Below are 25,379 nucleotides of genomic sequence, written 5' to 3'. Positions count from 1 at the left end.
AAGCGGCACAGAATATCTCGAGCATCCTGAGAACAGGAAAAGAAATCGAATGCTTCGCTAACGAACGGCCCTATTCTCGTCTTCAGGGGGAATCAACAAGAACAGAAGGTCATCTCATGAAAAAAGTCATCACCATCGGTGCAGGTTTCCTGATCGCGGCCGGCGTCACCACCGCCGGCTTGGCACTCGAATCCGGCACCGCGAGTGCCGCGCCGGTTGCACCCTGCACGATGAGTCTCGGCAACGGGCAGTACGCACCCTGTCCGCCCGCAGCGCACGACAAAGACACCTCGCCCTACGGCCCCGATGATGTGGTCGCCGGCGAGTTCCCGACTGCCATCACCGGAACCCAGGCGATCGTTTAGGGCGTGTCCGATGAGGCAATTTCACGATTCGGCGATGGCGGTGAGGTTTCCCGGGCACTCTCGACTTGAGGACGTTCGGATACGAGGAGGAGCACTTGAGTACCACCGCTTGGATCATCATCGCGGTCGTCATCGTCGTCATCGTGCTGATCGTGGCCGCGTTTCTCATGCGGCAACGCACAGCCCGGCGACGCGCGGAAGCCCAGAACATCCGCGAGAACGCGGAAGAGAAGGTGTCAGATCTTCGGCATCGGGAGGCCCGGGCCGAAGAATCTGAGGCGTTGGCGCGCAAGGCGCAGGCCGAGTCCGATGCGAAGGCCGCCGAGGCCAAGCGGCTCAACGAGCAGGCGCGGGTCCATCAGGGACAGGCAGTCGAGTCGCGGGAGGACATCGAGAACGAGTTCGCGCGGGCGGACAAGATCGATCCCGATGTCGGCAGGGACGGAACGCGTCGTGGCGCCGACGAGCCGATCGCCGAAGACCGCACAGGCGTTCAGCAGGACCGCGAACCGCCACCAGAAACCCGCTGAGCCGAGCCGACGGAACTCTGGTCGCTACCCCAACCGCTTCAGCGTGCCGGGGACGACGCCCGGTCCGCCGTCGGCGGCCAGCGCCAGCACCTCGTTGAAACCGTCGACGAGGCATTCGGCGAAGAGCTCCGGCTCGGTGATCGACGCGGCATCGTGATTGATGCCCAGGCAGGCAATCCCGTTGTGGGTGATCAACGTGGCCATCACGGCACAGCCGGGTAGCGGCCCGAAGGGGAACATCCGCTCGACCTTCGCCCCCGCCACATAGGTGTCCCACGGAATGCCCGGCACGTTGCTCGCCTGCAGATCGTTTTGGCTTGTGGCACCGCTGAATTGGGCGATGACCTGGCCGGGCAACCAGGCGAGCACCGGGCCGAGGGTGTTGAAGACATCGACGGCCGGTTCGGTTCGGGCGGCGCGGACCTGCTCCCGCACGGTCAGCACCCGCTCGAACGGGTCGGCGATGCCGATCGGCCCCGCCAGTCGTCCGACCGCAATCCTGTTGCCGCCCACCGGATCATCGGGTTTGCGGACCGAAATCGGAATACACACCGGCATGGTCTCGATCTCGGTGCCGAGTTTCTCGTGATACAACCGGAATCCGCCGATCAACCCACCCAGGTAGACGTCGTTGATCGACGCCCGCATCGCGGTGGCCGCGGCCTTGAGATCGGTGAACGGTACCTCGAAGGCGCTGAATCGCCATGAGAGACTGCGCTCTTTCATCAGAGGCGATCCCGGTGGGCTCACCAAGCCCGCCACCCGCGGTAGCGATCGACCGTAGCGGAGCGTCTGGCTCAGCGCAGTCCTCGGATGGATCAGCGACCGAACCGCACGGAAGGCGGTGTCGACCTGGCCCGGAATGCTCTGGACCTCGTCGATCACCTGCCGGCGGAGGGTGTCGATGGCCGAGATGTGGTCCGGTGCGGGCCGGGGCGGCTGCGGCTTGTCCGGCATCGGCTCGCGGGTACGCGAATGTAGTTGGGCCAGCACCATGATCGCCGCCATGCCGTCGGTGAGGGCGTGATGCGACTTGAGGAAGTAGGCGGCCTTGCCGTCGGGCAGTCCCTCGATGAGCGTGCCCTCCCACGGCGGGCGTTCGGGATCGAGCGCGGTCATCGCGATCTGCTCGCACGTGGCCAGCAGTTCGCGCATCGATCCGTCGCCACCGAGCCGTATCCGGCGGACGTGGTAGTGCAGGTCGAAGTCGGGATCGATCGCCCAACTCGGCGTACCGGTGCCGAACGGTGAGTCGATGACGCGTTGCTGAAAGCGTGGCGCCATCCGGCTCGCCCACTCGTGGGCGGCCATCAGCCGGTCCCAATCCGGTGCGCAGTCATAGATTTCCAGCACGCTGATGGTGCTGCGGAGTCGTCGATCGAACCCGCCGCGCCACATGATGGTGTCGACGGCGCTCATGTAGGGATCGTTGGCCACGTCCAGCGGCTTGTCCGTGCTCATATCCAGTTCTCCGTCGATCGGGTCATGCGGCCGTCCTCGAAGGACTCCACCGGCCAGTCGGCCAGGGTGGTGATGAACATCTGACGTACCTCCTCGGCGTGCTCGCCCATCTCGTCGGCCTGCCAGCCGGAGGTGTCGACCGGTGGCAGCACCTTGACCTCGACGGTACCGGGCTTGATCAGTTGACTTCCCCGCCACATCAATTCGCCGGTGTTGCGCAGCACGATGGGGACGATCGGCACCCCCGCCTGGCTCGCGATGTGGAAGGGCCCCTTCTTGAACTGTGCGATCCGCGGGGTCGGAGAACGGGTGCCCTCCGGCGCGACCACCAGCGACATGCCTTCGTTGCGCAGCTTGTCCACGGCGGGTGCCATCTGCTCGATTGCCTTGTCCGTGTTGGCCCGATCGATGAAGACCAGTCCGGCGGCGTCGAGGATCTGGCCGAGCACCGGAACCCGCTTGATCTCCTTCTTCGCCACGCCGGTGGCGTCCCGGTGTATCAGCCGGATCAGCACGGGCATATCGAGTTTCGACTGGTGATTGAACACGAACACGCACGGCCGGGCCGACGTCAGGTATTCCTCGCCGTCGATCACGCGGACCTCGACGCCCGCCAGGGTGAGCCCCAGATCGTTGCCGACCGGCAGTGCCTTTTCCGCGAATTTCGGGTCGAGGGTCAACACGCTGCCGGCCACACCGACCGCGGCGGAACCGATGAACGACCCATAGAACGCTCCGGTGCGGGCCAGGCTGACGAGCGGATTGGCCGACGGGTTGCGCAGGTCGATGATCGGCCACCCCCGCGCCTGCGCTTCCGCTCGCATCACCCGACCCGGCGACACGGCCGCCGGCCGCCCGACCGACTCCAGGTACGGAATGTCCTCGTCGCCGTCGCTGTAGCCGAAAGACGCATCGAGATCCATCTCGTATTCGCGGGCCAAAGTTCTTACGGCGGCAGCCTTTCCGGGTCCCCACAGCGGACGGCCGATGACCTTGCCGGTGATGATCCCGTCGATGACCTCCACGTCGGTGGCCAGGGCGTGATCGGCCTCGATCTCCCGGGCGATCGGCTCGATCTGGAATCGTGTGGCCGACGAGGCGATCACGATACGATGCCCCATCTCCTTGTGCGCGCGGATGATCTGCCACATCTGCGGACGCAGTTTCGCCGCGGTCTCGTACTTGAAGAGCCGGTTGCCGAACTCGAGCATCTCCGAGTACGGCTTGCCCGCGAAGACAGGCTTGGTGGCCTCGAGTACCTCGGCGTAATCCTGCTCCGACTCGACGCCGCGCAGCGCGATGAGCAGGGTGCCGGCCAGCTCGCCCATCCCGAAGTCCATGCTGCGCAACCGGGATCGGACGATCGCACTGGCCGAGAATCCGTCGATGAGGGTGCCGTCGTAGTCGAAGAACGCGCCGACCTTCTTGCCGGTGGGCGCCGAACGGATGTCCCGCAATCGGTCGGTGAAGGCGCTCATGCGATCGCCTCCGCATGCTCGGCCTCTACAGAGGCGATGCGCGCCAAACGTTCTCGCATGACCTCGATTTCTGCAAGCCACGCCCGCCGTCCGGCCAGGGCCTCGTTGTCGGTGCCGATCAGGCCGCGGTTCTCGGCGAGCTGATAGGCGGCGTCGTACAACTCTTTTGACACCGAATCACGGGACCGCACAAAACCTTGCAGCGCCAACTGCTGCCCCAGTCCGAGGCAGTCGGTGAGCACGTCGTCCTTGGACCGTTCGTACGGACCGAGACTCACGAGCCGTTCGGCGACCACCAGCTGGGCGTCGAAGAACGGCTGCAAGGTGCGTCGCGCCAGCAGTGCCCCGGCGTGCTCGCGCAGGATGCGTTCGATCCGCGCGGGGGTGCGTTCGGTGAGCTCGCGCCACTGCGTGTCGAGGAGATCGATCTCGGCGCCGAGGTCGTGGAGGAATTCATCCTTGGCCGGGAAGAAGAACTCGAACTTCAGCAGATCACGGATACGCAGCGCTTCCTGTTGCGCGGCCGAGAACAGGTCGCCGTCAACAGCATCGAGATCCCCGTCGGCGGCCGCCAGCATCGCGAGTTCGACGATGGAGCGATCGACGAAGTGATGCAGTGCCCCGTTGCGGTAGTAGGCGGCGATCGTGTGGTTGCCCGGCGCGATCGACCAGACCGTGTCGGGGCCGCCGTCGAACTTCGACAACACACCGGCCTGGGTCAACACGCGCAACGTGTTTCGCAGTCCGGTGCCCTGACACAGCGCCCGATCGGGGCCGGGTAGGTGCCGCTGGTCGATGTAGTCGAGCAGCGGCACCAGGATCTCCTCGATCTCCGTTGCCGTGTACGCGCGGTCCCGGGCGCCGAGCAACGCAAATCCGGCGAGCGACGTCGCCGAGATCGGGGTGGCGTCGTTGATGCCGTCCATCACCTTGAACGCCACCTTCTCCAGCCGCGAGCGCCCTTCGCCGGCATCGGCGAGGGACTTGCGCAGCGAGAACGGTTCACCGAACCGGACGCGCGCCTCACCCATGTATTCGCGTTGCTGCCGAGCGTAATTGAGCAACCACTTGACTCCCTCGGGCTTCTTCTTCGCGCCCGCCAACTCGGCGGCCACCGCCCCGATCTCCTGCAACTGGTCGTAGACGATCGCGGTGGGTACCACCAACACATCGGCCTCATCGACCTGGTCGAGGGCGTCGACGACGTAGGCGAGCAGCCCGAGCATCGGTTTGCGCAGCTTCCCCGTCCGACTCCGTCCGCCCTCGATGTACCACTCGAGGTTGAATCGCTTCTCGACGATGAACGCCAGGTAGGACCGCATCGCGAACTTGTAGACCGGGTCCTTGCCGAACTTGCGGCGGATGAAGATCATGCCTGCCCGACGTCCGATCGGACCGACCGGCCAGAACGAGAGGTTGTTGCCGCCGAGCACCAGGTTCGGGGGAAAGTTCTCATGCCGCAACACTTCCGCGAGCACCAACGGGTCGACGTAAGAGCGGTGCGACGGCAGGAAGACCAGGCTGCAGGACTTGTTCTTCTCCCGCAGATCGGCCAGCGTGTCGAGGTCGACCGACACCGACCAGGTGCGTTCGTGCAGGTTGCTGAAGATGGAGGTGAACACGTCGTCCATCAGGCGGCTCTGCGTCGCGACGAATGCCGACATCTTCTCGGTGGCGTCGGCGACCACGTCGGCAGCCGGCCGGCCGAGTTCGGCGGCCAGCTTGGCGGCGTTGGTCTGGAACCGCGCCGACGAGCTGATCTGGTCGGCCACCAACCGCGGCACCTTATAGCGATCGCCGACGATCTGCCGCTCGGCGCGCTCGGCCGACAGCGACGCCTGCACCGCCACGAAGGAGCTGAACGGCTCGCCCTCGGCGAACTCCTTGGCGAACCGCTCCCGCAGATCGGCCACCGTCGCCGGCTCACCGGCCACCACGCGCGCCCGGTCCGGATACCGTTTCTTCAACGACGATTGTCGCCACGCCGGTGGACGGCGCGGATTGGACAGCACCAGCACGTCGGCCAGCGATACCCGGCGCTCACCCTTGCGCATCGGCGGCAGCCACACCACCCGCGCCGGGATCAGTTCGGTCTCGACATGGAGGTCGTCGGCGGCGAGTTCGTTGACGGGACGTACCGTCGCCGTCGGATGCGCCTGCGCCGCCCACTCCGTGACCGCCTGCAGTTCACATGCTGTGCGCACTTCGGCCAGCACCATCGAGTCACCCACGCCGTACCACCTCTCCTGTCTGCAAGGGCCATTGTCGCGCGGGACGACGATGAAAATGCCGGGTTCGCCGATCCGGACCCAATACGATCGCGATATGAGCGCAGACGCCGATCGCACCAGAGCCGCCATCGATGATGCCGTCGGTGAGATCTTCACCGACCTTGTCGAATGGCGCCACCACCTGCACGCGAATCCGGAACTGTCCAACCGCGAGGTCAACACCGAGACCTTCATCGTCGAACGACTCACCGCCGCCGGCGTCGACGAGATCCATCAGGGCATCGCCGGGCACGGGGTGGTCGCGATCCTGCGCGGTGGCCGGGACGGCGACCGGATGGCCGCGCTGCGCGCCGACACCGACGGCCTGCCGGTGAAGGAGGTCTCCGGGGTGCCGTTCGCGTCGACAGTCGTCGACGAGGACTATCCGGGCGGTCCGTACCCGGTCGCGCACGCCTGCGGTCACGACTGCCACACCGCCACGGTGCTCGCCGCCGCCCGGGTCCTCGCGTCGGTGCGCGACGACCTGCCCGGTTCGGTGATGTTCATCTTCCAGCCGGCCGAGGAGGGACCGCCGGTCGACGAGACCGGTGGTGCGCAGGCCATGGTCGACACCGGGATCTTCGCGTCGTCGACGCCGTCGATGGTGTTCGGCATGCACGTGACGCCGTTCCCGAAGGGCACCGTCGGGGTCCACGTCGGCAACGCGTTCGCGGCGTCCTGCCTGGTGAAGGTGACCGTCGAGGGCAAGCAGGTACACGGGTCCACGCCGTGGTATGGCGTCGACCCGTATCCGGTTGCCGCACAGATCATCTCCGGCAGTGCTCAGCTCTACCGGCAGGTGCCGGCGACCAACGCCATCACCGTGTCCTTCGGGCATCTGGAGGATGTGGGTCGGTTCAACATCATCGGCGCGACGGTGACGATGTGGGGCACCATCCGCTGCCTGGATGCCGGGGACATGTCGGTGGTGCAGAACCATCTACGCCGGCTGGTGGAGAACACGGCGGAGGCGTTCGGAGCCACCGCGACCGTCGAGTTCCTCCAGGATGTGCCGCCGGTGACCAACACCCCCGAATGGGTCGAGGAGATCCGCCCGATGATCGAACGTGTCGTCGGTGCCGAGCGGGTCGTCGACGCACCGGCCGCGCTCGGCTACGACGACATGTCGGTGTTCGTCCGGGATTTCGGTGGTGCGTACTTCACCTACGGCGTACAGGACACCGTGTTCACCGCCACCGACATCGCACCCGAGGAGGGTGGCCGGGGCATGGCGATGAACCACAACCCCGGCTTCTACGCCGACGACGAAGCGCTACGCGACTACCTGCGCATCTTTGCGCACGTCGCCTTCGAGCATCTGACCGCCGGTCAGTAGCGTTCCGGCACCCGGGTGATCGAGGAATCGGGCTCGTGGTCGGGGCTGACCTTGCGCTTGGGGAGGGTGATGTCGGGTGCCGCGAGCGGGGTGTACGGCACCTGGTCGAGTAAGTGCCGAATGATGTTGAGCCGTCCGCGTTTCTTGTCGTCGTTGTGCGCGATGTGCCACGGTGCCCAACCGGTGTCGGTGTAGCGGAACATGTCGTCGCGGGCATCGGTGTAATCGTCCCAGCGGGCGTAGGATTCGACGTCCATCGGCGAGAGCTTCCAGTACTTGCGCGGGTCGGTGAGCCTGCTCTCGAGCCGTGCGGTCTGCTGGTCCTCGCTGACCTCGAGCCAGTACTTGATGAGGATGATCCCGGACCGCACCATCGCCCGCTCGAACTCCGGTGCATCGCTGAGGAATTGCTTCGCCTGCTCCTCGGTGCAGAAGCCCATGACCCGTTCCACACCGGTACGGTTGTACCAACTGCGGTCGAAGATGATCACTTCGCCGCCCGCCGGGAAGTGCTCCACGTAGCGCTGCAGGAACATCTGCGACTTCTGCCGCTCGGTCGGCGTGGGCAGCGCGACGACCCGGAACACCCGGGGGCTCACGCGTTCAGTGAGCGCCTTGATCACCCCGCCCTTGCCGGCAGTGTCGCGGCCTTCGAACACCACGACGATCTTGGCCCCGGTGGAGCGCACCCACTCCTGCATCGCGACGAGTTCGGCGTGCAGGCCCTTGAGTTCCTTGCGGTATTCTTTGTTCTTCATCAACGGCTTTGGCGCGGAATCGGTCTCGACCGAGGCACGCTTCTGCTGCTTCGAGTGCTTACCGTGCGACTTCTTGGATTTCTTGCCCACGCACCGACTTTACGCCAGTCACGGTCGGGTCAGGGACGCATCGATGGCCAACAGTTGTTCGGGTCGGACGTCGCGGAGCACCGCCAGTGTCGCGGTCACCGCGAGATCGCAGGCCGCGTCGATGTCCGCACCATCGACGATCAGTGCGCGGTAGGCGATATCCAGGCTCATCCCGATCATCAGTGACGCCAGGGTATCGGCGCTCGCCGCGATGTTCGCGCCCCGCGTCGCATAGTTCTCCCGCAGGCGGGCCGCCACGCGCGGCTCGAGCGTGGCGTAGAGCCGGCGGCCGGGATCCTCGGCTTCCTGCCGGTGCGCCAGCAGGACCCGCAGCCCTTCCGGATTCCGGCGGGCGTATTCGAAGGTCGCTTCCACCGAATGACGGGCGCGTGCGCCGAACGGCATGTCGAGACCTTCGTCGTAGGCGGCGAACATCCACGCGGCGAACTCGTCGAGTTCCCGCACGATGACCCGCTCCAACAGCTCATCCCGGGAACCGAAGTGTGCGTACAGGGTCACCCGGGTGGTGCCGGCGTGCTCGGCGATCATGTCCATCGTCACGCGCTCGCCGCCCTGTTCGGCGACGACGGCCCGCGCGGCGTCGAGCAACTCGGCGTCGGTCGGCCGGTTGCGCGTATTGAGCTTGCGTTTGCGTCGCCCACTGGGGTCGGCTGCTCCGGACTTGGCCACGCTGTCTCCTCCGGTGTCGCGCTACGGCATGGGTCTACGACTCGGACAGGTGCCCGATCCGGCCGAAGTAGGCATCCTCGACGGTATCGCGCCGGTCCCGCAGTTCGCGCGCCGAGCCGGTCAGTGCGACGCGGCCGTGGTGCAGGACGATGGCCGTGTCGGCGATGCCGAGTGCCAGGTCGATGTGTTGTTCCACCAGGACAACGGCCATCTGCTGGTCGTCGGCGATGGCCCGCAGGCGCGGCAGCAGATCCTGGACCGCGATCGGGGACAAGCCCAGACTGAGTTCGTCGATCAGCAGCACCGACGGTCGGGTGAGCAGGGCCTTGGCCAGCGCCAGCATCTGCTGTTCTCCGCCGGACAGGTTGCCACAGCGGCGGCTCCGGAGATCGCGGAGCCGGGGGAAGTGGTCGTAGACGGAGTCGATGCTGCCGCCGCCCTTGCGTTTGGCCAGCCGCAGGTTGTCGGCGACCGACAGTCGGTGGAACACACCCCGGTTGTCCGGCACGAGGGTGATGCCGCGGCGCGCGTTGCGTTCTACGCGGCCGTCGATCGGTTCGCCGAGCGCGGTGACCGTGCCGGACATGAGCGGTAACGCACCGACGGCGGCCAACAGTGTGGTGGTCTTGCCTGCGCCGTTCGGACCGAGAAGGGCGAGGATTTCGCCGGCCCGGACCGAGGCGGAGAAGTTGCGGACCGCGGGAACCCCGCCGTAGCCGACGGTGATGTCGTCGATCGAGAGAACCGAGGTGTCGGGTGTGGTGGTCATGTCAGCCCTTCTCCACTGCGTCGGCCTGGACTTCGGCGCTGCCGAGATAGGCGGCGATGACTGCCGGATCGTCCTGGATCTCGGCCGGCGACCCGGCGGCGATGACCTTGCCGAAGTCCAGGACATAGAGCCGGTCGCAGACGTCGAGCACGAGCGACATGTCGTGGTCGATCAGCAGGATGCCGATCCCATCGGCGGCGATTCGCCGCAATTCCCCGCCGAATTCCCGACTTTCGTGGGTGTCGAGACCGGCTGCAGGCTCATCGAGGAGTACCACCCGGGTGCCGCCGACCAGCGCCCGCGCGACACCGGCGAGTTTCTGTTGCCCGAGGGTGAGTTCGCCGGGGCGTCGGTCGGCGACGTCGGTCAATCCGACCTTCGCCAGCGCGTCCTCGACCACTCCGGCCGGCGGCGGTGAGCCGGTGAACACGTCGAAGAACAGGGCCCGCAGCCCGACGCGCTGCACCGCGACCGCCAGATTCTGTGCAATTGTCAAGTCGGCGAACAGCTCTCCCGCCTGCCACGTACGGGCCATCCCGGCGTTGCGGAGGCGGTGCGGGCTCTTGCGGTCGACTCGCGCACCGTCGAGCAGGACCTGCCCGGACGAACGGGTGAAGCCGGTGACCGCGTCGACGAACGTGGTCTTGCCGGCACCGTTGGGGCCGATCAGGCCGACGATCTCGCCGGCGCCGACCGCGATGTCGATGTCCGCGTTGGCGGTGACACCGCCGTAGCGGACCGAGAGTCCGTGGGTTTGCAGGAGGAGTGCGACGTTCTCAGACATGGGCGCTGGTCTCCGAATTCGATTGCGCGATACCCGGTTCAGCCTGCTGGTCGGGCGGGTCCGCTCGATGGGAGCGGATCTTGTCGACGAGTTCGGAGACCGCGCCGGTGACGCCGACGGGGTTCATCACCGCCATCAGCAGCAGCCCACCGGCGGCGATCAGGTCGTAGTACTCGCCGAGGTTGAGGGTCTGGTTGAGGAACACATAGCCGACGCCGAGGGGTCCGATGACGCCGGCGAGGAAAGCGCCTGCGACCGAGGTGATTCCGCCTACGTAGGTCATCGCGAGCAGGGTGAGTCCGATCATCACGGTGAACGAGCCTGCCGAGAGTTGACCGCGGCTGTAGCCGATCAGGCATCCACCGATCCCCGCGAGGAACGCCGACAGCGCGAAGCCGAGCAGTTTGGTGGAGGCGACGTTGATACCGACCGAGGCGGCAGCGCGTTCGTTGGACCGAACGGCGAGGAACGATCGTCCGGTCGATCCGGCCATGAACCGCATGACCGCGAGCGTGGCGATGACGACCACCACCAGCACCATGATGGCGAATCGGAGGGTCACCAGGTTGGTACCGTCACGAACCCCGAGGTCGAGACCGAACAGGGTGGGGTCCTCGATGAGATTGCCTTCGAAGGCGGTGATCTCGGGATTGGCGAACACGAAACTCTGAATCGCCACCGCGGCCGCCAGGGTGACCACCGCGAGTTGCGCGCCACGTATCCGCAACGCGGGCACGCCGACCAGGATGCCGAGGAAGGTGGCGATCAGTGCGGCAAAGAAGATGCTGAACGGGAACGGGATATGCCAGTTGACCGTGAGTTTCGACAGCGCGAAACCGGCGGTACCGGCAAAGGCCATGGACGCCAGCGAGATCTGGCCGAGGTAACCGGTCAGCAGGACCAGCGACAGCGCGATGAGCGAGAGGATGATCGAGGTGACGACGCCGAATCGCCAGGTCCCCGAGGTGAATACGATGGCAGCGACCACCACTGCAAGGACAGCCACGATCGGGACCACCCGCAGCCGGGGGATGCGCACCTCCGGCATCTTCACCTCACCGAGCGAACCCCGGGACGGGATACGGCCGCCGAACGCGAACAGTGCGATGACCACGATGAGGAACGGCAGCGCGTCGCCGAGTCCGGCCTGCGCCCACTCCGGCCACCAGTCCTTGGTGGTCAGCCAGGTGATCACCGCCTGGAACGATCCAAGTACCAAACCTGCGGCACAGGCGATTCCGAAGGACGAGAGACGTCCGACGAGGGCCACCGCGAGCGCCGGGATGACGTAGAAGGTGTAGCTGGTGACGTTGAGTCCGATAGTGAAGGCGGCCAGGATGACGATCAGTCCGGTGGCCGCGCCGGTCAGCGCCCAGACGATCGCGGCGAGGCGGTCGGGCGAGTAACCGGTGAGGCGCGCGGCCAGTTCGTCCTCGGACCCGGCGCGGGTGGCCACACCCAGCGTCGTCAACCGGAAGTAGGCCCAGAACATGACCGCGATCAGGATGGCGACGCCCGCGAGGATCAGGTCGGAGACGTTGATGACCGCTCCGGCGAAGTCGATCGTGGTGTCCGGCAGAATCGCGAGAGCAAAGAGATTCTCTGTGTCGAAACGCAATTGGACGAGTGCCTGCACGAACAGCATCAGGCCGACGGAGGCCACCACCTGGGCGAGGACCGGCGCCCGACGTAGCGGCCGAAAGACGAGCAGGTGCGCGGCGAGCGACCAGATCACCGCGTAGACCACACCGATGACAATGGCCAACACCATCGGGGTGGGGTGGGCTTCACTGCCGAGCGGTATCGACCCGATCGGTAGCACCAGGGTGCCGTCGGTCCGCAGGGCCGCAACGACATACACGGCCCACAACCCGATGGCGCCCTGGGCGAAGTTGATGATGCCGGTGGCCGCGTGAACGGCGACGAGCGAGGACGCGAGGACCGCGTAGACCGCGCCGGTCGACAAACCGAGAAAGACGAATTGCAGGAACTGACCCATATTCGGGACCCAATCACGAGGCGATCGCGGTCGGCGCGATGGCGGACGACGGAAAGGAGAGATCGGGCGGTGGCCGGTCGGATCGGGATCCGGCCGGCCACCGCGAGCTCAGGGATGTAACCGCGTCACGCTATGCGGCGCCCGGGATGGCCTTGAGCACTTCCGGACTCGGTGTGATGAACCCATCGCCCACCGGCTTGGTGGTCTTGTCGGAGGTCACCTCGAACAGCAACATCTCGGTGGTGCAGTTCGGGGTGGTGGGCTTCCCGCAGGTGAGCTGCGGGCCGAGGAAACTCTGGAATCCACTGAGTCCCTTGAGCGCGGTGAGCACGTTGGGTCCGGTGAAGTCGGTTACCTTCGCCTGGTTGAGGCCGTTGACGAAGTCGGTCAGGATCGAGAACGTGCCGTAGGCATAGAAGCCACCGGTACCGCCCGCCTCGTCGATGTACTTCTGCGCGACCTTCAAGTTGCTCTTCGCCGGCTCCGGAGCCGATTCAATCGCCGGCGGTTGCCATCCCGGCGAGTAGGTCTCCGCGCCGACAGCCTGGGAGCCCATGGTGTCGATGAACTCGGTGCAAGCCGCCATGAACATCGTGCCCTTGTAGCCCACCGAACGCAGCGACTGCGCCAGCTTGGTGCAGGTGTTGTCATTGGCGGAGGTCATCAGGCCGGCTGCGTCCGGATTTCCCTCGGCGAGAGTTGTTGCCAGAGCGGTGAAGTTGGGTCCGGCCGGTGGATAGTAGACACTCTTGACGTCGATGCCGAGCTGCTTGCCGAGCGGGGCGAGCAGTCCGTCGAAGACCTGATGCGCCTGCGGCAGATCGGCATTGGCGAGCGTCAGCGACGTCTTGCCCTGCTGCTTGAGGGTCTGCATGAAGCCGACGAGGAAGGCCGCCGGCGGCGGGCCGAAATACACCCGGTTGTCGGCCGAGGCGCCGGTGGCGGTGTTGAACGGGATCTGGCCCACCAGCGGGATTTTCGCCGACGTCAGAATCGGCACCGCAGACTGCGATTCGGAGTCGTATCCGTCGATCGCGGCCACCACACCGGCTTGCACGAACTGGTTGGCACACGAGATGGTGGATTCTGGGGCCGTCTGATCGATGCCGCAGTCGACGACTTCGATGGGCCGGCCGTTGATGCCGCCGAGTTGGTTGTTGATGTAGTTGACGGCGGCATCGCGTCCGGAGGTGACGCCGCCCTGGGTGGCGGGCCCCTTCGACGGATTGAAGAGTCCGACCTTGACCGGGTCGCCGGTCGCCTTGACTCCGCTCTCCTCGGCGGCGCTCGAGTCGGCACCCGATCCCGAGCTGCTGTCGTCGCTGCTACAGGACACCACCGAGAATGCACAGGTCGCGGCGATGGCCGCCGCAACAATTCGGCCGGTTCTTCTTCGCATTCGCATTTCGCCTTCCACCGATTTGAGCACGACAGAATCAGCCCGGGTCGGGCTGCGTGGTCACGGAGATCCTCGACCGGTCACCGGGTGGCGAACGATCGGCGCAAGTCCGACATGTGACTTACGCCACTCGAAAAGTAGTCGAAGCCTTACAGGCCTGTCAAGCTGTTCTTAGGACACCAAATCAGTTGCGCGCGAACGATGCACCCGGTTCCCGGTGGGTCAGATGTCCAATTCCAGGCAACCACCCTCTGTCGCGTATGTCCGAATTAGCCTGATTTACATAGGTTTTCGATGAAAATGTTGGCCATCTCACATGCCGCCGATGCCCACATCAGGCCTCCACACACTTAGCCTGGCAAAGAAGTTGTTTTCGTTGCACTAATCAACTTTTCCGTAAAGGGGGCGGATGTTGACCAGAACCACGACCGAGCGGACACCGGCGACGCCGAGCCGTGCCGCCACGGTCCACCGGGACCTGATCCGGATCGGACGCGTGGTGCGCGCACGGTCGGGTGAGCAGAGCCTGCCCGAGGGTCAGCTCTCCGCGCTGTGGACCATCGCCGAGCACGCACCTATCCGGGCCAGCGACCTCGCCGAGCGGGAAGGTGTTGCCGGACCGACGATGTCGCGGGTCGTCGCATCGCTGGAGAAGAACGCGATGGTCGAACGCGCGACCGATCCGCACGACGGGCGGGCATGTCTACTCAAGCCCAGCGACGACGGTCTCGCCTACCTGCGCGGTTCGTCGTCCCGCAAGGCCGACGTGTTCGATCAGGCGCTCGATCATCTCGACTCGTCCGAACGCGACGCCGTGCAGCGATCGGTACGGCTACTCGCCGACACCCTCTGCCAACTCGATCCCAGCCCGACTCGATCCAGCAAGGAGGAACCTGATGCGTAATGGAGTGATCCGCGGCGAGGTCCGCCGATCCGACGGCCAGCCGATCGCCGACGCCACGGTGACCGTGATCGACCCGAGCGGGCACCAGGCCGCCCGGACGACCGGCGACGCCGGCGGAGCGTTCGTGATCGAGGTCGCCGCCGACGGGCATTACGTGCTCGTCGCCTCGGCAGCCGATCATGAACCCGCGGCGGTGACGGTGACCGTCGGCGCCGCGCCGGTCGACGCCGAGGTGGTGCTCACCTCGATGGCCACGCTCAGCGGCCTCGTCACCACGTCGGCCACCGGCGAGCCCGTCTCCAAGGCGACCGTCACGGTCGCCGACCGCACCGGTCACGTCGTCGCCAATGCCGCCAGCGGCGCAGATGGTCGATGGAACGTCGCCGGACTGTCCGATGGCAGTTACACCGTGATCGTCACCGCGGCGGGCTGCGATCCGGTCGCCGAGACCGTGACGACCAGCGGAACCTCCCGCAGCACAGTCGATGTCGTGTTGACCACGGCGGCCGAACTCGGCGGGGTGGTGACCGATGGCCACCACGGCGGCGGTGATCCGGTGACCCACAGTCAGATCGCTCTGCTCAACGATCAGGGCGAGATGGCGGCGAGCACCGTCACCGACGAGCGCGGTAGCTACTTGTTCGCCAATCTCACGCCGGGCGATTACACGGTCATCGCCAACGGCTATGCACCCGTGGCCGCGACGATCGACGTCGTCGCCGGCCGCGTGACCACACACGAATTCGTTCTCGGGGCAAGGGGGCAGGCATGAGCGGAACGATCACGGCACGCGTCACCACGTCCGGTGGACGAGCACTCGACGGCGCGGTGACCACGGTGATGTCGCAGACCGGCGAACAGTGCGCGGTTGTCCGCGCCGACGTCGAAGGGACCGTCACGGTCGGCGAACTCCCCAGCGGCACATACACGGTCGTCACGACGTCGGAGGGCTATCAGCCGAGCGCGCGGGTCGCGGTGCTCACCGGGGCCGGATCGATCGGCCTGGGTGAGATCACCCTGTCGCGGGCGGGTGGCGCACCGGTTCCCACACCCGGCCGCTGGGAGATCGACGCCGGGCACTCGGCGATCGAGATCAGCGTGCGGCACCTCGGAATCGCCACCATCCGTGGGCGTTTCGCCGACTTCTCGGGATGCCTCGAGGTCACCGACGACATCGAGCTGTCGTCGGTGGTGGCCGAGATCAAGACGGCGAGCATCGACACCGACAATTCGATGCGGGATCAGCACCTGCGCTCGAGTGCGTTCTTCGACGTCGAGCAGCACCCGATCGCCGAGTTCCGTGCGGCGCGGGTGACCCCGGCGACGGGCGAATCCTGGACCCTACCCGGCACATTGACGCTCCGCGGGACCGCTGTGCCGGTCACCCTGGACCTGTCCTATCTCGGCGAGGTCGATGACCCGTGGGGTCAGCGGCGCGCCGGATTCCGCGCAACCGGGACGTTGCGCCGTAACGACTTCGGGATCAGCTTCGACGACAAGCTGCTGACCGGTGTCGCCCAGATCGGCGGGACGGCCACGGTGTCCCTGGACATCCAGGCCGTCCGCACCGACAACTGACTTCTCCGACCTACTGACCTGAAAGGCTGACGCATGTCGAATCACGCAGTGACCGAAGCGAGTAGCGCTCCGCCACGCAGCTCGCGGCACAAATCGATCGACGAGCTCGGATCGAGCTACAAGTGGATTGCCTTGTCCAACACCACGTTGGGCATGCTGATCGCCACCATCAACTCCTCGATCGTGCTGATCGCCCTGCCCGACATCTTCAAGGGCATCAACCTCAACCCGCTCGAACCCCAGAACACCAGCTACCTGCTCTGGATGATGATGGGCTTCCTCGTCGTCACCGCGGTCCTCGTTGTCTCCTTCGGCCGCCTCGGCGACATGTACGGCCGCGCCCGCATGTACAACATGGGCTTCGCCGTGTTCACCGTGTCGTCGATCTTCCTGGCCATCACCTGGTTCGACGGACCCGCCGCCGCCATCTGGCTCATCGTCTGGCGCATCATCCAGGGCGTCGGCGGCGCCTTCCTCATGGCCAACAGTTCGGCCATCCTCACCGACGCCTTCCCCGCCAACCAACGTGGCCTGGCCATGGGCATCAACGGCGTCGCCGCCATCGCCGGCTCCTTCCTCGGCCTCCTCATCGGCGGCATCCTCGCCCCCATCCAGTGGCACTACATCTTCTTGGTCTCAGTTCCGTTCGGGGTCATCGGCACCATCTGGGCCTACTTGAAGCTGCATGATCTGAGCGAGCGGCGCGACGCGAAGATGGACTGGTGGGGCAACCTGACGTTCGCGGTGGGACTGATCGCGATCCTGATTGCGATCACGTATGGCATTCAGCCGTATGGAGATTCGAACATGGGCTGGACCAATCCCTGGGTGCTGACCGGCCTCATCGGCGGCGTCATCATGCTGGCCATCTTCGTCTACATCGAGACCAAGGTCGACAGCCCGCTGTTCGAACTGTCCCTGTTCCGCAACCGGTCGTTTGCCTTCGGCAACGCCGCCAACCTGATGGCCTCCATCGGCCGCGGCGGTCTGCAGTTCATCCTGATCATCTGGTTGCAGGGCATCTGGCTGCCCCAGCACGGCTACGACTACTCCCGCACCCCACTGTGGGCCGGCATCTACATGGTCCCCATGACCATCGGCTTCCTGCTGTCCGCACCGGTCTCCGGCGCGCTCTCGGACAAGCTCGGCACCAAATGGTTCACCACCACCGGCATGGTGATCACCGCCGGCACCTTTGCCGCCCTGATCGCCATGCCCGTCAACTTCGCCTACCCGGTGTTCGCGATCGTCATGTTGATCAACGGCATCGGCATGGGCCTGTTCGCCTCGCCGAACCGCGCCGAGGTGATGAACAGCCTGCCGATCACGTCTCGCGGATCGGGTGCGGGCATGATGACGACATTCCAGAACGCCGCCATGGTGCTCTCCATCGGCCTGTTCTTCTCGCTGATGATCGCCGGACTCTCGTCGCACCTGCCCGATGCAATGTTCAGCGGTTTGACCAGCAACGGACTTCCGTCCGAGCAGGCAAATGCGTTGGCGCACCTGCCGACTGTCGGCATCCTGTTCGCCGCGTTCCTGGGCTACAACCCGATCCAGCAACTGCTGGCCGGACACGCCTCAGGACTGCCGCAAGCCAGCGTCGACCACTTGACCGGGTTGGACTTCTTCCCGCACCTGATCTCCGACCCGTTCTCCGACGGTCTGACCGCCTGCTTCACCTTCGCGCTGATCTGCTGCCTGCTCGGTGCGGTGTTCTCACTGTTCACCGGCGACAAGAAGTCCGCGCACGTTGCGGCTGAGCCGCTCGGGGCCGAGCTGGCGGCGGTCGCCGCCGATGCCGGGGTGGCGACGCCGAGCGAGTTGATCGACGAGTCGCGGCCGTCCACCGGTCCGCGGCATCGACTGGCGGCGGACGACACGGTGACCGACTCGGATCGTCCGCGGGTGGCCGGCCGGGTGGTGGCCGAAGATGGCTCATCTCTGCCGAATTCGGCCATCACCGTCACCGATCTGCGAGGCCACCAGACAGGCTCAACGGTGGTGCACACCGACGGGTCGTACGCGGTGCACGATCTGCCGGACGGCACCTTCACCGTCATCGCGACGGCACCCGGCCGCACACCGCGGGCGCTGACCGTGTCGGTGGCCGGTGACCTGGTGTTCCGCCGCGACTTCGTCCTGGCGGGGGGCGCCGCGCTGCGCGGCACGGTCCGCGACGCGCAGCGGCCCATTGCCGCCAATCTCGTGGTCACCGACCAATCGGGGGCGGTCATCACCCGGGCGCACGCCGACTCGGCGGGCCGCTTCGCGATTGCCGGCCTCACCGACGGTGACACGGTGGCCGTGACGGCCTCGGCACCCGGCTACCAGCCGACGAGTCAACTCGTCAGCATGGACGCAACGCGGAGTGGCGCACCCGCCGACATCGAGATCGTGCTACTGGCCACCGGCGGTGTACAGGGGACGGTGCGCACCGTCGACGGCACCCCGCTTGCCGGTGCCACGGTGTCCGCGATCGGGCCGGAGCGCACCATCGTCGCGTCGGTGACCACCGACGAGGACGGCCGCTATCGGATCGAGGGTCTCACCGATGCGGAGTTCACCATCGTGGCCAACATGTATGAGCCGGCCGCGTTGCCGGTGACGGTGCTGGCCGGCGCCCGCAACACTGTGGATGTCGGGCTGCGGGCCGCGACGTCGTGAGCCGTGCGGCGGTCACTCGCGGCTGCTGAGGGTTTCTTTCATCTTCGCGATGGCAAACCCCCAGCCCTGCGAGACCGTCGGGCGGGGCGGCACCGAGATCTCGTCGGGGTTGGTCCGCAGATCCAGCAGGTAGGGGCCGTCATGCGCCAGCGCGACGGCGACGGCGTCGGGAACATCACCGGGTCGGGTCACGGTGATCGCCTGCAGTCCCAGCGCCGTCGCCACCGCGGAGAGATCGGGATTGTCGAGTTCCGTACCGAACTCGGGCAGCCCGCTCTGCTCCTGTTCCAGCTTGACCATGCCCAGACGACCGTTGTTGAACACCACGAAGGTCACCGGCAGCCGGTAGGTCACCGCGGTTCGTAGATCGCCGAGCAGCATCATCAGTCCGCCGTCACCGCAGAAGGCGATCACCTGGCGGTCGCGGTCGAGCGCCTGCGCCCCGAGCGCTTGCGGCATCGCGTTGGCCATCGATCCGAGATTAAAGGACCCGAGAAGCCGTCGCTGACCGCGCATCTCGACGAATCGGGACAGCCACACCGTCGACATGCCGGTGTCGGTGGTGAAGATCGCGTCGTCGGTTGCGGCCGAATCGACCGCTGCGGCAACCAGTTCGGGTCGGATCAACTCGTCCGGATTGTCCAGGTGCTTGCGCAGCCGACCGACCAGCTTGGTGTCGTGATCGGGATCGACGAGACGGCGCTGGGCGGCCTGCCACACCTCGTATTCCTTGCGGTGCCCGGTGAGATGGCCAGTGTCCGCACGGCGCTCGAGCAGCGGAACCAGCTGGGCAAGGGTCTCTTTCGCGTGCCCGACCAGACCGTGGGCGACCATCGCGCGCCGGCCGATGTGTTCGGGCCGTTCGTCGAGTTGAATGACCTGCTTGTCCTGGGGCAGCCAGTCCCGGTAGGGAAAGTCGGTGCCCACCAACAACAAGGTATCCGCACTGTGCAGTGCAGCGTGCGCGGCCGGATTGCCGATGAGGCCGGTCTGACCGAGTTGGTAGGGGTTGTCCTGCTCGAGCCCCTCTTTGGCCTTGAGCGTCAGCACTATCGGTGCGCCGAGGGTTTCCGCGACCGCGAGCACCTCGTCTCGTGCCGCTCGGGCACCGTGGCCGACGAGCATGGTGACCTTGCCCCCGCTGTTCAACGCTGCCGCCGCAGTCTCGATGTCCGAGCGGGCAGCAACGGTACGACGCAGCGGTGCAACGAAATTCGTCGAGCTCTGGTCGACGTCGAGCTCACCCACGTCACCGGGCACGGTCAGCACTGCGACGCCGCGTCGGGCGAGGGCGGAGTTGACCGCCTGTTCGAGCAGAAACGGCATCTGGGAGCCGGCGGTGACGGTGGCGCGAAACACGGAGACATCCGCGAATACGGCGTCGTTGTCGACTTCCTGGAAGAAGTTGCTGCCCACATCCGAGGTCGGTACCTGCCCGCAGATCGCGAGCACCGGCGCATGGGATTTCTTCGCGTCGTAGAGCCCGTTGAGCAGATGCACGGATCCGGGTCCCACGGTGCCCATGCAGACGCCCAGCGAGTCGGTGAGTTGTGCCTGCGCGCCCGCAGCGAAGGCCGCAGCCTCCTCGTGGCGGACGCCGATCCACTCGATCCGATCGTCGGTGCGGATGGCGTCGGTGATCGGGTTGAGGGCGTCTCCCACGACTCCCCACACCTGCCGGACGCCGAGGTCGGCAAGTGCGGAAACGATGGTTTCGGCGACGGTGGTCATCGTGTTGAAGTCCTCTCAGCAGAGTGGTGCCGGGCGTTGAATCCGGCCGGCGAGAAGGAATCCGGGTCCGCCAGGTTCCAGTCGGCCCGCCACGAGTCGGGCGGTTCGGTGAGCAGCTGCCCGTCGGAGAGCCACTCGAATAGTTCGGCGTAGGAAAGCTGTTCGGTGGCTGACACACGTTTGCGCAGCAGGTGCGGCGACAGCTGGGCGGGATCGGTGACCCCCATCGACGCCATCAGTCGCATGGCCTGATCGACGGTCGCCTTCTGGTAGCGATAGGCGCGCTCGCTTTTGTCCTCGACGTCGAGGGCACGCGCCCGCTTCGGGTCCTGCGTCGCCACGCCGACCGGACACTTGTTGGTGTGGCAGCGCTGGGACTGGATGCAGCCGACCGACATCATCATGGCGCGTGCGGCGTTGGTGTAGTCCGCACCCTGGATCAGCCGCTTCACGATGTCATTGCCCGACGCCACCTTGCCACTCGCGCCGATACGAATCCGGTCCCGCAGCCCGGTTCCGACGAGAGCGTTGTGCACGGTCATCAGACCATCGGTCAGCGGCAGACCCACGTGGTCCTCGTATTCGAGTGGCGCAGCAGCGGTTCCACCCTCGGCGCCGTCGACGATGATGAAGTCCGGGGTGATGTCCTCGGCGACCATGGCCTTACAGATGGCGAGGACATCCACCCGAGACCCGACACACAGCTTGAATCCGATCGGCTTTCCCTGCGCGAGTTCCCGCAGTCGCGCGACGAATCCCACCAGTTCCCGAGGCGTGGAGAACGCCGAATGACTGGCCGGACTCACACATTTCTCGCCGGCCGGCACACCCCGGTACTTCGCGATCTCGTCGCTGACCTTGGCGGCGGGCAGCACCCCGCCGATACCCGGCTTCGCACCCTGACTGAGCTTGATCGAGATGCACTTGACCCGCTCATCGGACGCTTTCTCGGCAAATTGTTCGGGGTCGAAGTGCCCGTCGTCGGTGCGGGTTCCGAAGTAGCCGGAACCGATCTCCCAGATCACGTCGGCACCGCCGAGGTGGTACGGAGTCAAACCGCCTTCGCCCGTGTCGTGGGCGAAGCCACCTTTGCGGGCACCATTGTTCAAAGCGCGCAACGCATTTGCCGAGAGTGCCCCGAAACTCATGGACGACACGTTCAACAGCGCCATGTCATACGGTTGGGTGCAATGCGGACCGCCCACGCGGACCCGGTGCGGCTCGTCGGGCGGGTCGACCGGGGCCGTCGAGTGCACCAGGTATTCGTAGCCTGGCGCGTCGATGTCCCGTTCGGTGCCGAAAGAGAGTTCGGCGGCAGTACCTTTCGCGCGTTCGTAGATCAGGGACCGGACATCGCGATCGTACGGCCGGCCGTCGAAGTTGCGCTCGATGAAGTACTGCTGCAGTTCGGGACGTATTGCCTCGAGCAGAAACCGCATGTGCCCCAACACCGGGTAGTTGCGGAGCACCGAGTGGCGCCGCTGAAGGAGGTCGTACACACCCACTGCGGCCGCCACCGTCGCGACCACGGCCGCCACGAGCCACCACCAGGAACCGATGACAACGAGACAGATCGTGACCACCGCGAGCACGGCGAGGGCAGCCACGCCCACTATTCGAAACACGCAAACCTCCTCTTCACGACAACCCGGACATCGGGATATATGCGTGATTGCGGGGCGCCGACACGGGCTCGATCGGCGAATGAAGGAGGCTGCCTCTGTGTCGAGTGTACGGGTCCAGACACAGCAGGGGCGGGTTCTCGCGCCTACCGTGCTTGCGAGAACCCGCCCCTACTGCGGTTCAGGTCGGACCGGGCGTCGTAGCCCGGCAGCGGCCGATGATCAGGACCCGAAGTCGAGCGATCCCCACGGCTGCGGCTGCGGCTTGGGCTGCGGCTTGGGCTTGGGCTTGGGCTTCGGCTTGGATTGCGGCTTGGGTTGCGGCTTCGGCTTGGGTTGCGGCTTCTGCTCAGGATGCGGCGCCGGCCGGGTCTGCGGCGGCGCCGGCTGCTGGCGCGACCCGGAGCCCGACTCGCACGCAATGCCGTCGCCGTCGCGATCGAGCTTCGATCGGTAACCGTCCTGACCGCGATACAGCGGGGCGACCCCGGCGTCACGCGCCTCGGAGCAGTTCGAGTAATACGCCACCGGTGTTGCCTGCGGGGCCGCCATCGCGGCGGGTGCCACGGCCAGCGATCCCGCGAACAGACCACCGGCAGCAATCGCGCCGACAAGCCGAATCTTCTTCACATTCACTCCATCGTCGTCATGTGTACGCCGCCCCGACCGAACTCGATCGATCACCGCCTCGTGAACGATCCGGCATCCAGGATTGTGCATCATGAAGTGCCGTTTGACCGAATTGCGGTACTTTATCAACCAAGACTGATAAGTGTAGGTTGATCATATGTCCCAGCCCGATGCCCTCGACGTCGCGTCGCACCTGCGTATCACCGTCGGCACCCTGGTACGTCGTCTTCGGCAGCACCGCAACGCCGACGATCCGAGCGTGCCGGAGACCGCGGTCCTCGCGCGGCTCGACCGCTGCGGTCCTACGACGTCGGCAGAACTCGCCCGCCTCGAGCAGGTCACCCCGCAGTCCATGGGCGTCACCGTTGCCGCACTGCAGGGACGCGGATTTCTTGAACGCGCAGCCGACCCGAGCGACGGTCGGCGCATGCTGCTGAGTCTGACCGGTGCCGGCGCCGACGCGCTGACCGATCGACGCAACCACCGCACCCGCGCCATCGCCGACGCCATGTCGGAGACGCTCACCGACGAAGAGATCGGAGTCGTCGCGGCTGCCCTGCCACTACTCGACCGCCTGGGGAGCGCACTGTGAGCACACGACAGATCGACGGGATCGAGAGCACGCCACCACCGCCGAAGGACGACCGGTACCGCTGGGTCGCGTTGTCCAACACCACCGCAGCGGTGTTCATGTCAGCGCTGGACGGGTCGATCGTGATCATCTCGCTGCCGGCGATCTTCCGCGGCATCGGCCTCGATCCGCTCGCGCCGGAGAACATCGGCTTCCTGCTGTGGATGATCATGGGGTACCGCCTCGTCCAGGCAGTCGCGGTCACCACGCTCGGCCGACTCGGTGACATGTTCGGGCGCGTCCGGATCTACAACTTGGGGTTCGTGGTGTTCACCATCGCGTCGATCCTGTTGTCGTTCGATCCCTTTCACGCATCGGCCGCGGCAGTGTGGTTGATCGGCTGGCGCATACTGCAGGCGCTCGGCGGATCGATGCTCACCGGCAACTCCGCAGCCATCCTCACCGACGCCTTTCCCGCCGAACGCCGGGGATTCGCGTTGGGCCTCAATCAGGTTGCCGCCCTTGCGGGTCAGCTCACCGGTCTCGTCCTCGGCGGCCTGCTCGCCGCGTGGGACTGGCGAGCAGTGTTCTGGGTGAACGTCCCCGTCGGCCTGTTCTTCACAGTATGGGCCTACCGCAAACTCCGCGACAACGGTGAACGCCACCCCGGCCGAATCGACTGGTGGGGCAACGGGAGTTTCGCCATCGGGCTCTCGGCGATCCTCATCGCCATCACCATCGGCCTGCAGCCCTACGGCGGACACACCATGGGCTGGAGCAACCCGAAGGTCATCACCCTGCTCGCTGTCGGCGCGGGTCTGCTGGTCGCGTTCGTCTTCATCGAGAAACATGTCGCGGAACCGATGATCGAACTGGGGCTCTTCCGGATTCGTGCATTCACCGCCGGCAACATCGCGGCCCTGTGCGCGTCGCTGGCGCAGGGCGGACTGCAGTTCATCCTCATCATCTGGTTGCAGGGCATCTGGTTGCCGCTGCACGGCTACAACTACGAGGACACCCCACTGTGGGCCGGAATCTTCCTGCTGCCGTTGACCCTCGGCTTCTTCGTCTCCGGTCCGCTCACCGGTGCCATGTCGGATCGGTTCGGTGCCCGCGGGTTCGCGACGATGGGCATGATCGTGTTCGGGTCGAGTTTCGTCGGCCTGCTGTTCCTGCCGATCACCTTCCCGTACTGGGCTTTCGCCATCCTGATCGCGTTGAACGGGGTGGGCACGGGCATGTTCGCGGCACCGAACACGTCGTCGATCATGAGCAGCGTGCCCGCTCGCTATCGCGGAGTGGCTTCCGGCATGCGTGCCACCTTCCAGAACACCGGCACCGCCCTCTCGATCGGTGTGTTCTTCTCGCTGATGATCGTCGGGTTGTCGGAGCACCTGCCGTCGGCGATGTCGGCGGGGCTGCAGGGGCAGGGTGTTCCGGCGTCGCTGGCCGGCGATGTCGCGAACCTGCCACCCGTCGCGTCGTTGTTCTCCGCGATCCTGGGCGTCAACCCGATAGAGCATCTGCTGGCCGGGACCGGGGTGCTGCCCACGCTCACCGACGCCCAGCAGGCCACGTTGACCGGTCACAGCTTCTTCCCGCAGTTGCTGTCCGGGCCGTTCCATGACGGACTCGTCGTGGTGTTCGCGGTGTCGATCGGGTTGTCGCTGTGTGCGGCGGTGGCGTCGGCGTTGCGAGGGCCGCGAACCGCCGTTGAGCCTCTCGCCGCCAAGTGAGGCCGGCGCTA

Annotated in this window: 21 protein-coding genes; 9 read left to right on the top strand and 12 right to left on the bottom strand. The window is 66.0% G+C overall.

Annotation, left to right across the window (positions count from 1 at the left end; genetic code table 11):
• The first annotated feature begins 116 nt into the window (after window positions 1-116).
• Both AAFP30_RS08005 and AAFP30_RS08000 read left to right on the top strand, forming a co-directional pair.
• The gene (locus AAFP30_RS08005) at window positions 117-365 is read left to right on the top strand and encodes a hypothetical protein (protein WP_419229342.1); all 249 of its coding nucleotides are present in this window, start codon (window positions 117-119) and stop codon (window positions 363-365) included.
• Between the two features lie 95 nt (window positions 366-460).
• Window positions 461-895, top strand: coding sequence for a hypothetical protein (locus AAFP30_RS08000; RefSeq protein WP_419229341.1), 435 nt, complete (start codon window positions 461-463; stop codon window positions 893-895).
• A 24-nt stretch (window positions 896-919) separates the two neighbouring features.
• On the opposite strand, the gene AAFP30_RS07995 is transcribed toward AAFP30_RS08000, so the two are convergent.
• The 3 genes from AAFP30_RS07995 to AAFP30_RS07985 are packed head-to-tail and all read right to left on the bottom strand — an operon-like array spanning window position 920 to window position 6,053.
• On the bottom strand, window positions 920-2,356 hold the full coding sequence (locus AAFP30_RS07995) for a wax ester/triacylglycerol synthase domain-containing protein (protein ID WP_419229340.1): 1,437 nt from the start codon (window positions 2,354-2,356) through the stop codon (window positions 920-922).
• Window positions 2,353-3,834 carry an HAD-IB family hydrolase gene (locus AAFP30_RS07990; RefSeq protein ID WP_419229339.1) on the bottom strand — a complete coding sequence of 494 codons (1,482 nt, stop codon included), beginning with the start codon at window positions 3,832-3,834 and terminating at the stop codon, window positions 2,353-2,355. Before AAFP30_RS07990 ends, AAFP30_RS07995 begins: the two co-directional genes overlap by 4 nt.
• On the bottom strand, window positions 3,831-6,053 hold the full coding sequence (locus AAFP30_RS07985) for a glycerol-3-phosphate 1-O-acyltransferase (RefSeq protein WP_419229473.1): 2,223 nt from the start codon (window positions 6,051-6,053) through the stop codon (window positions 3,831-3,833). Before AAFP30_RS07985 ends, AAFP30_RS07990 begins: the two co-directional genes overlap by 4 nt.
• A 106-nt stretch (window positions 6,054-6,159) precedes the next feature.
• On the opposite strand from AAFP30_RS07985, the gene AAFP30_RS07980 reads away from it, so the two are divergent.
• Window positions 6,160-7,440, top strand: a complete 1,281-nt coding sequence (locus AAFP30_RS07980; protein WP_419229338.1) for a M20 metallopeptidase family protein — start codon at window positions 6,160-6,162, stop codon at window positions 7,438-7,440.
• Here the strand turns inward: AAFP30_RS07980 and ppk2 are convergent.
• From ppk2 to AAFP30_RS07950, 6 genes are all read right to left on the bottom strand, one after another.
• Complete coding sequence (ppk2, locus tag AAFP30_RS07975; RefSeq protein ID WP_419229337.1) at window positions 7,434-8,288, bottom strand: polyphosphate kinase 2; 855 nt, start codon at window positions 8,286-8,288, stop codon at window positions 7,434-7,436. The genes AAFP30_RS07980 and ppk2 overlap by 7 nt on opposite strands.
• 18 nt (window positions 8,289-8,306) lie before the next feature.
• Window positions 8,307-8,978: a TetR/AcrR family transcriptional regulator gene (locus AAFP30_RS07970; protein WP_419229336.1), complete on the bottom strand. Its 672-nt coding sequence runs from the start codon at window positions 8,976-8,978 to the stop codon at window positions 8,307-8,309.
• Window positions 8,979-9,012: 34 nt separating this feature from the next.
• Window positions 9,013-9,747, bottom strand: coding sequence for an ABC transporter ATP-binding protein (locus AAFP30_RS07965; RefSeq protein ID WP_419229335.1), 735 nt, complete (start codon window positions 9,745-9,747; stop codon window positions 9,013-9,015).
• Between the two features lies 1 nt (window position 9,748).
• The gene (locus AAFP30_RS07960; RefSeq protein WP_419229333.1) at window positions 9,749-10,531 is read right to left on the bottom strand and encodes an ABC transporter ATP-binding protein; all 783 of its coding nucleotides are present in this window, start codon (window positions 10,529-10,531) and stop codon (window positions 9,749-9,751) included.
• Window positions 10,524-12,530 carry an ABC transporter permease gene (locus AAFP30_RS07955; RefSeq protein ID WP_419229332.1) on the bottom strand — a complete coding sequence of 669 codons (2,007 nt, stop codon included), beginning with the start codon at window positions 12,528-12,530 and terminating at the stop codon, window positions 10,524-10,526. Before AAFP30_RS07955 ends, AAFP30_RS07960 begins: the two co-directional genes overlap by 8 nt.
• Window positions 12,531-12,660: 130 nt before the next feature.
• Entirely contained in the window at window positions 12,661-13,929 is a 1,269-nt protein-coding gene (locus AAFP30_RS07950) for an ABC transporter substrate-binding protein (RefSeq protein ID WP_419229331.1), read from the bottom strand.
• 409 nt (window positions 13,930-14,338) lie between these two features.
• On the opposite strand from AAFP30_RS07950, the gene AAFP30_RS07945 reads away from it, so the two are divergent.
• From AAFP30_RS07945 to AAFP30_RS07930, 4 genes are read left to right on the top strand one after another with little or no spacing between them, the layout of a single operon-like run.
• Window positions 14,339-14,833 (top strand): MarR family winged helix-turn-helix transcriptional regulator, encoded by a 495-nt coding sequence (locus tag AAFP30_RS07945; protein ID WP_419229330.1) that lies wholly within the window; start codon window positions 14,339-14,341, stop codon window positions 14,831-14,833.
• Window positions 14,826-15,605 carry a carboxypeptidase regulatory-like domain-containing protein gene (locus tag AAFP30_RS07940; protein ID WP_419229328.1) on the top strand — a complete coding sequence of 260 codons (780 nt, stop codon included), beginning with the start codon at window positions 14,826-14,828 and terminating at the stop codon, window positions 15,603-15,605. Before AAFP30_RS07945 ends, AAFP30_RS07940 begins: the two co-directional genes overlap by 8 nt.
• Window positions 15,602-16,411 carry a YceI family protein gene (locus AAFP30_RS07935; protein WP_419229327.1) on the top strand — a complete coding sequence of 270 codons (810 nt, stop codon included), beginning with the start codon at window positions 15,602-15,604 and terminating at the stop codon, window positions 16,409-16,411. Before AAFP30_RS07940 ends, AAFP30_RS07935 begins: the two co-directional genes overlap by 4 nt.
• Before the next feature lie 33 nt (window positions 16,412-16,444).
• A complete protein-coding gene (locus AAFP30_RS07930; RefSeq protein ID WP_419229326.1) occupies window positions 16,445-19,078 on the top strand; it encodes an MFS transporter in 2,634 nt (877 codons plus the stop codon).
• Window positions 19,079-19,090: 12 nt separating this feature from the next.
• Here the strand turns inward: AAFP30_RS07930 and AAFP30_RS07925 are convergent, their stop codons facing one another.
• The 3 genes from AAFP30_RS07925 to AAFP30_RS07915 form a co-directional block, all read right to left on the bottom strand.
• Window positions 19,091-20,809, bottom strand: coding sequence for a thiamine pyrophosphate-dependent enzyme (locus AAFP30_RS07925; protein ID WP_419229325.1), 1,719 nt, complete (start codon window positions 20,807-20,809; stop codon window positions 19,091-19,093).
• Window positions 20,806-22,434, bottom strand: coding sequence for an FMN-binding glutamate synthase family protein (locus AAFP30_RS07920; RefSeq protein ID WP_419229324.1), 1,629 nt, complete (start codon window positions 22,432-22,434; stop codon window positions 20,806-20,808). Before AAFP30_RS07920 ends, AAFP30_RS07925 begins: the two co-directional genes overlap by 4 nt.
• 219 nt (window positions 22,435-22,653) lie before the next feature.
• The gene (locus AAFP30_RS07915; protein ID WP_419229323.1) at window positions 22,654-23,061 is read right to left on the bottom strand and encodes an excalibur calcium-binding domain-containing protein; all 408 of its coding nucleotides are present in this window, start codon (window positions 23,059-23,061) and stop codon (window positions 22,654-22,656) included.
• Window positions 23,062-23,218: 157 nt separating this feature from the next.
• On the opposite strand from AAFP30_RS07915, the gene AAFP30_RS07910 reads away from it, so the two are divergent.
• On the top strand, window positions 23,219-23,653 hold the full coding sequence (locus tag AAFP30_RS07910) for a MarR family winged helix-turn-helix transcriptional regulator (protein WP_419229322.1): 435 nt from the start codon (window positions 23,219-23,221) through the stop codon (window positions 23,651-23,653).
• On the top strand, window positions 23,650-25,368 hold the full coding sequence (locus AAFP30_RS07905) for an MFS transporter (RefSeq protein ID WP_419229321.1): 1,719 nt from the start codon (window positions 23,650-23,652) through the stop codon (window positions 25,366-25,368). Before AAFP30_RS07910 ends, AAFP30_RS07905 begins: the two co-directional genes overlap by 4 nt.
• Window positions 25,369-25,379: the final 11 nt, after the last annotated feature.

The organism is Gordonia sp. CPCC 205515 (assembly GCF_048537925.1).
Taxonomy (GTDB): Bacteria; Actinomycetota; Actinomycetes; order Mycobacteriales; family Mycobacteriaceae; genus Gordonia.
The sequence above is the reverse complement of the archived record's forward strand: the minus strand, read 5'-3'. Positions and strand labels throughout refer to the sequence as shown.

Bases quoted from the DNA above. Each gene is read 5' to 3' on its own strand.
- AAFP30_RS08005 (WP_419229342.1), top strand. From the start codon at position 117: ATGAAAAAAGTCATCACCATCGGTGCAGGTTTCCTGATCGCGGCCGGC.
- AAFP30_RS07995 (WP_419229340.1), bottom strand. From the start codon at position 2,356: ATGAGCACGGACAAGCCGCTGGACGTGGCCAACGATCCCTACATGAGC.
- AAFP30_RS07990 (WP_419229339.1), bottom strand. From the start codon at position 3,834: ATGAGCGCCTTCACCGACCGATTGCGGGACATCCGTTCGGCGCCCACC.
- AAFP30_RS07985 (WP_419229473.1), bottom strand. From the start codon at position 6,053: ATGGTGCTGGCCGAAGTGCGCACAGCATGTGAACTGCAGGCGGTCACG.
- AAFP30_RS07980 (WP_419229338.1), top strand. From the start codon at position 6,160: ATGAGCGCAGACGCCGATCGCACCAGAGCCGCCATCGATGATGCCGTC.
- AAFP30_RS07965 (WP_419229335.1), bottom strand. From the start codon at position 9,747: ATGACCACCACACCCGACACCTCGGTTCTCTCGATCGACGACATCACC.
- AAFP30_RS07960 (WP_419229333.1), bottom strand. From the start codon at position 10,531: ATGTCTGAGAACGTCGCACTCCTCCTGCAAACCCACGGACTCTCGGTC.
- AAFP30_RS07955 (WP_419229332.1), bottom strand. From the start codon at position 12,530: ATGGGTCAGTTCCTGCAATTCGTCTTTCTCGGTTTGTCGACCGGCGCG.
- AAFP30_RS07950 (WP_419229331.1), bottom strand. From the start codon at position 13,929: ATGCGAAGAAGAACCGGCCGAATTGTTGCGGCGGCCATCGCCGCGACC.
- AAFP30_RS07945 (WP_419229330.1), top strand. From the start codon at position 14,339: ATGTTGACCAGAACCACGACCGAGCGGACACCGGCGACGCCGAGCCGT.
- AAFP30_RS07940 (WP_419229328.1), top strand. From the start codon at position 14,826: ATGCGTAATGGAGTGATCCGCGGCGAGGTCCGCCGATCCGACGGCCAG.
- AAFP30_RS07935 (WP_419229327.1), top strand. From the start codon at position 15,602: ATGAGCGGAACGATCACGGCACGCGTCACCACGTCCGGTGGACGAGCA.
- AAFP30_RS07930 (WP_419229326.1), top strand. From the start codon at position 16,445: ATGTCGAATCACGCAGTGACCGAAGCGAGTAGCGCTCCGCCACGCAGC.
- AAFP30_RS07925 (WP_419229325.1), bottom strand. From the start codon at position 20,809: ATGACCACCGTCGCCGAAACCATCGTTTCCGCACTTGCCGACCTCGGC.
- AAFP30_RS07910 (WP_419229322.1), top strand. From the start codon at position 23,219: ATGTCCCAGCCCGATGCCCTCGACGTCGCGTCGCACCTGCGTATCACC.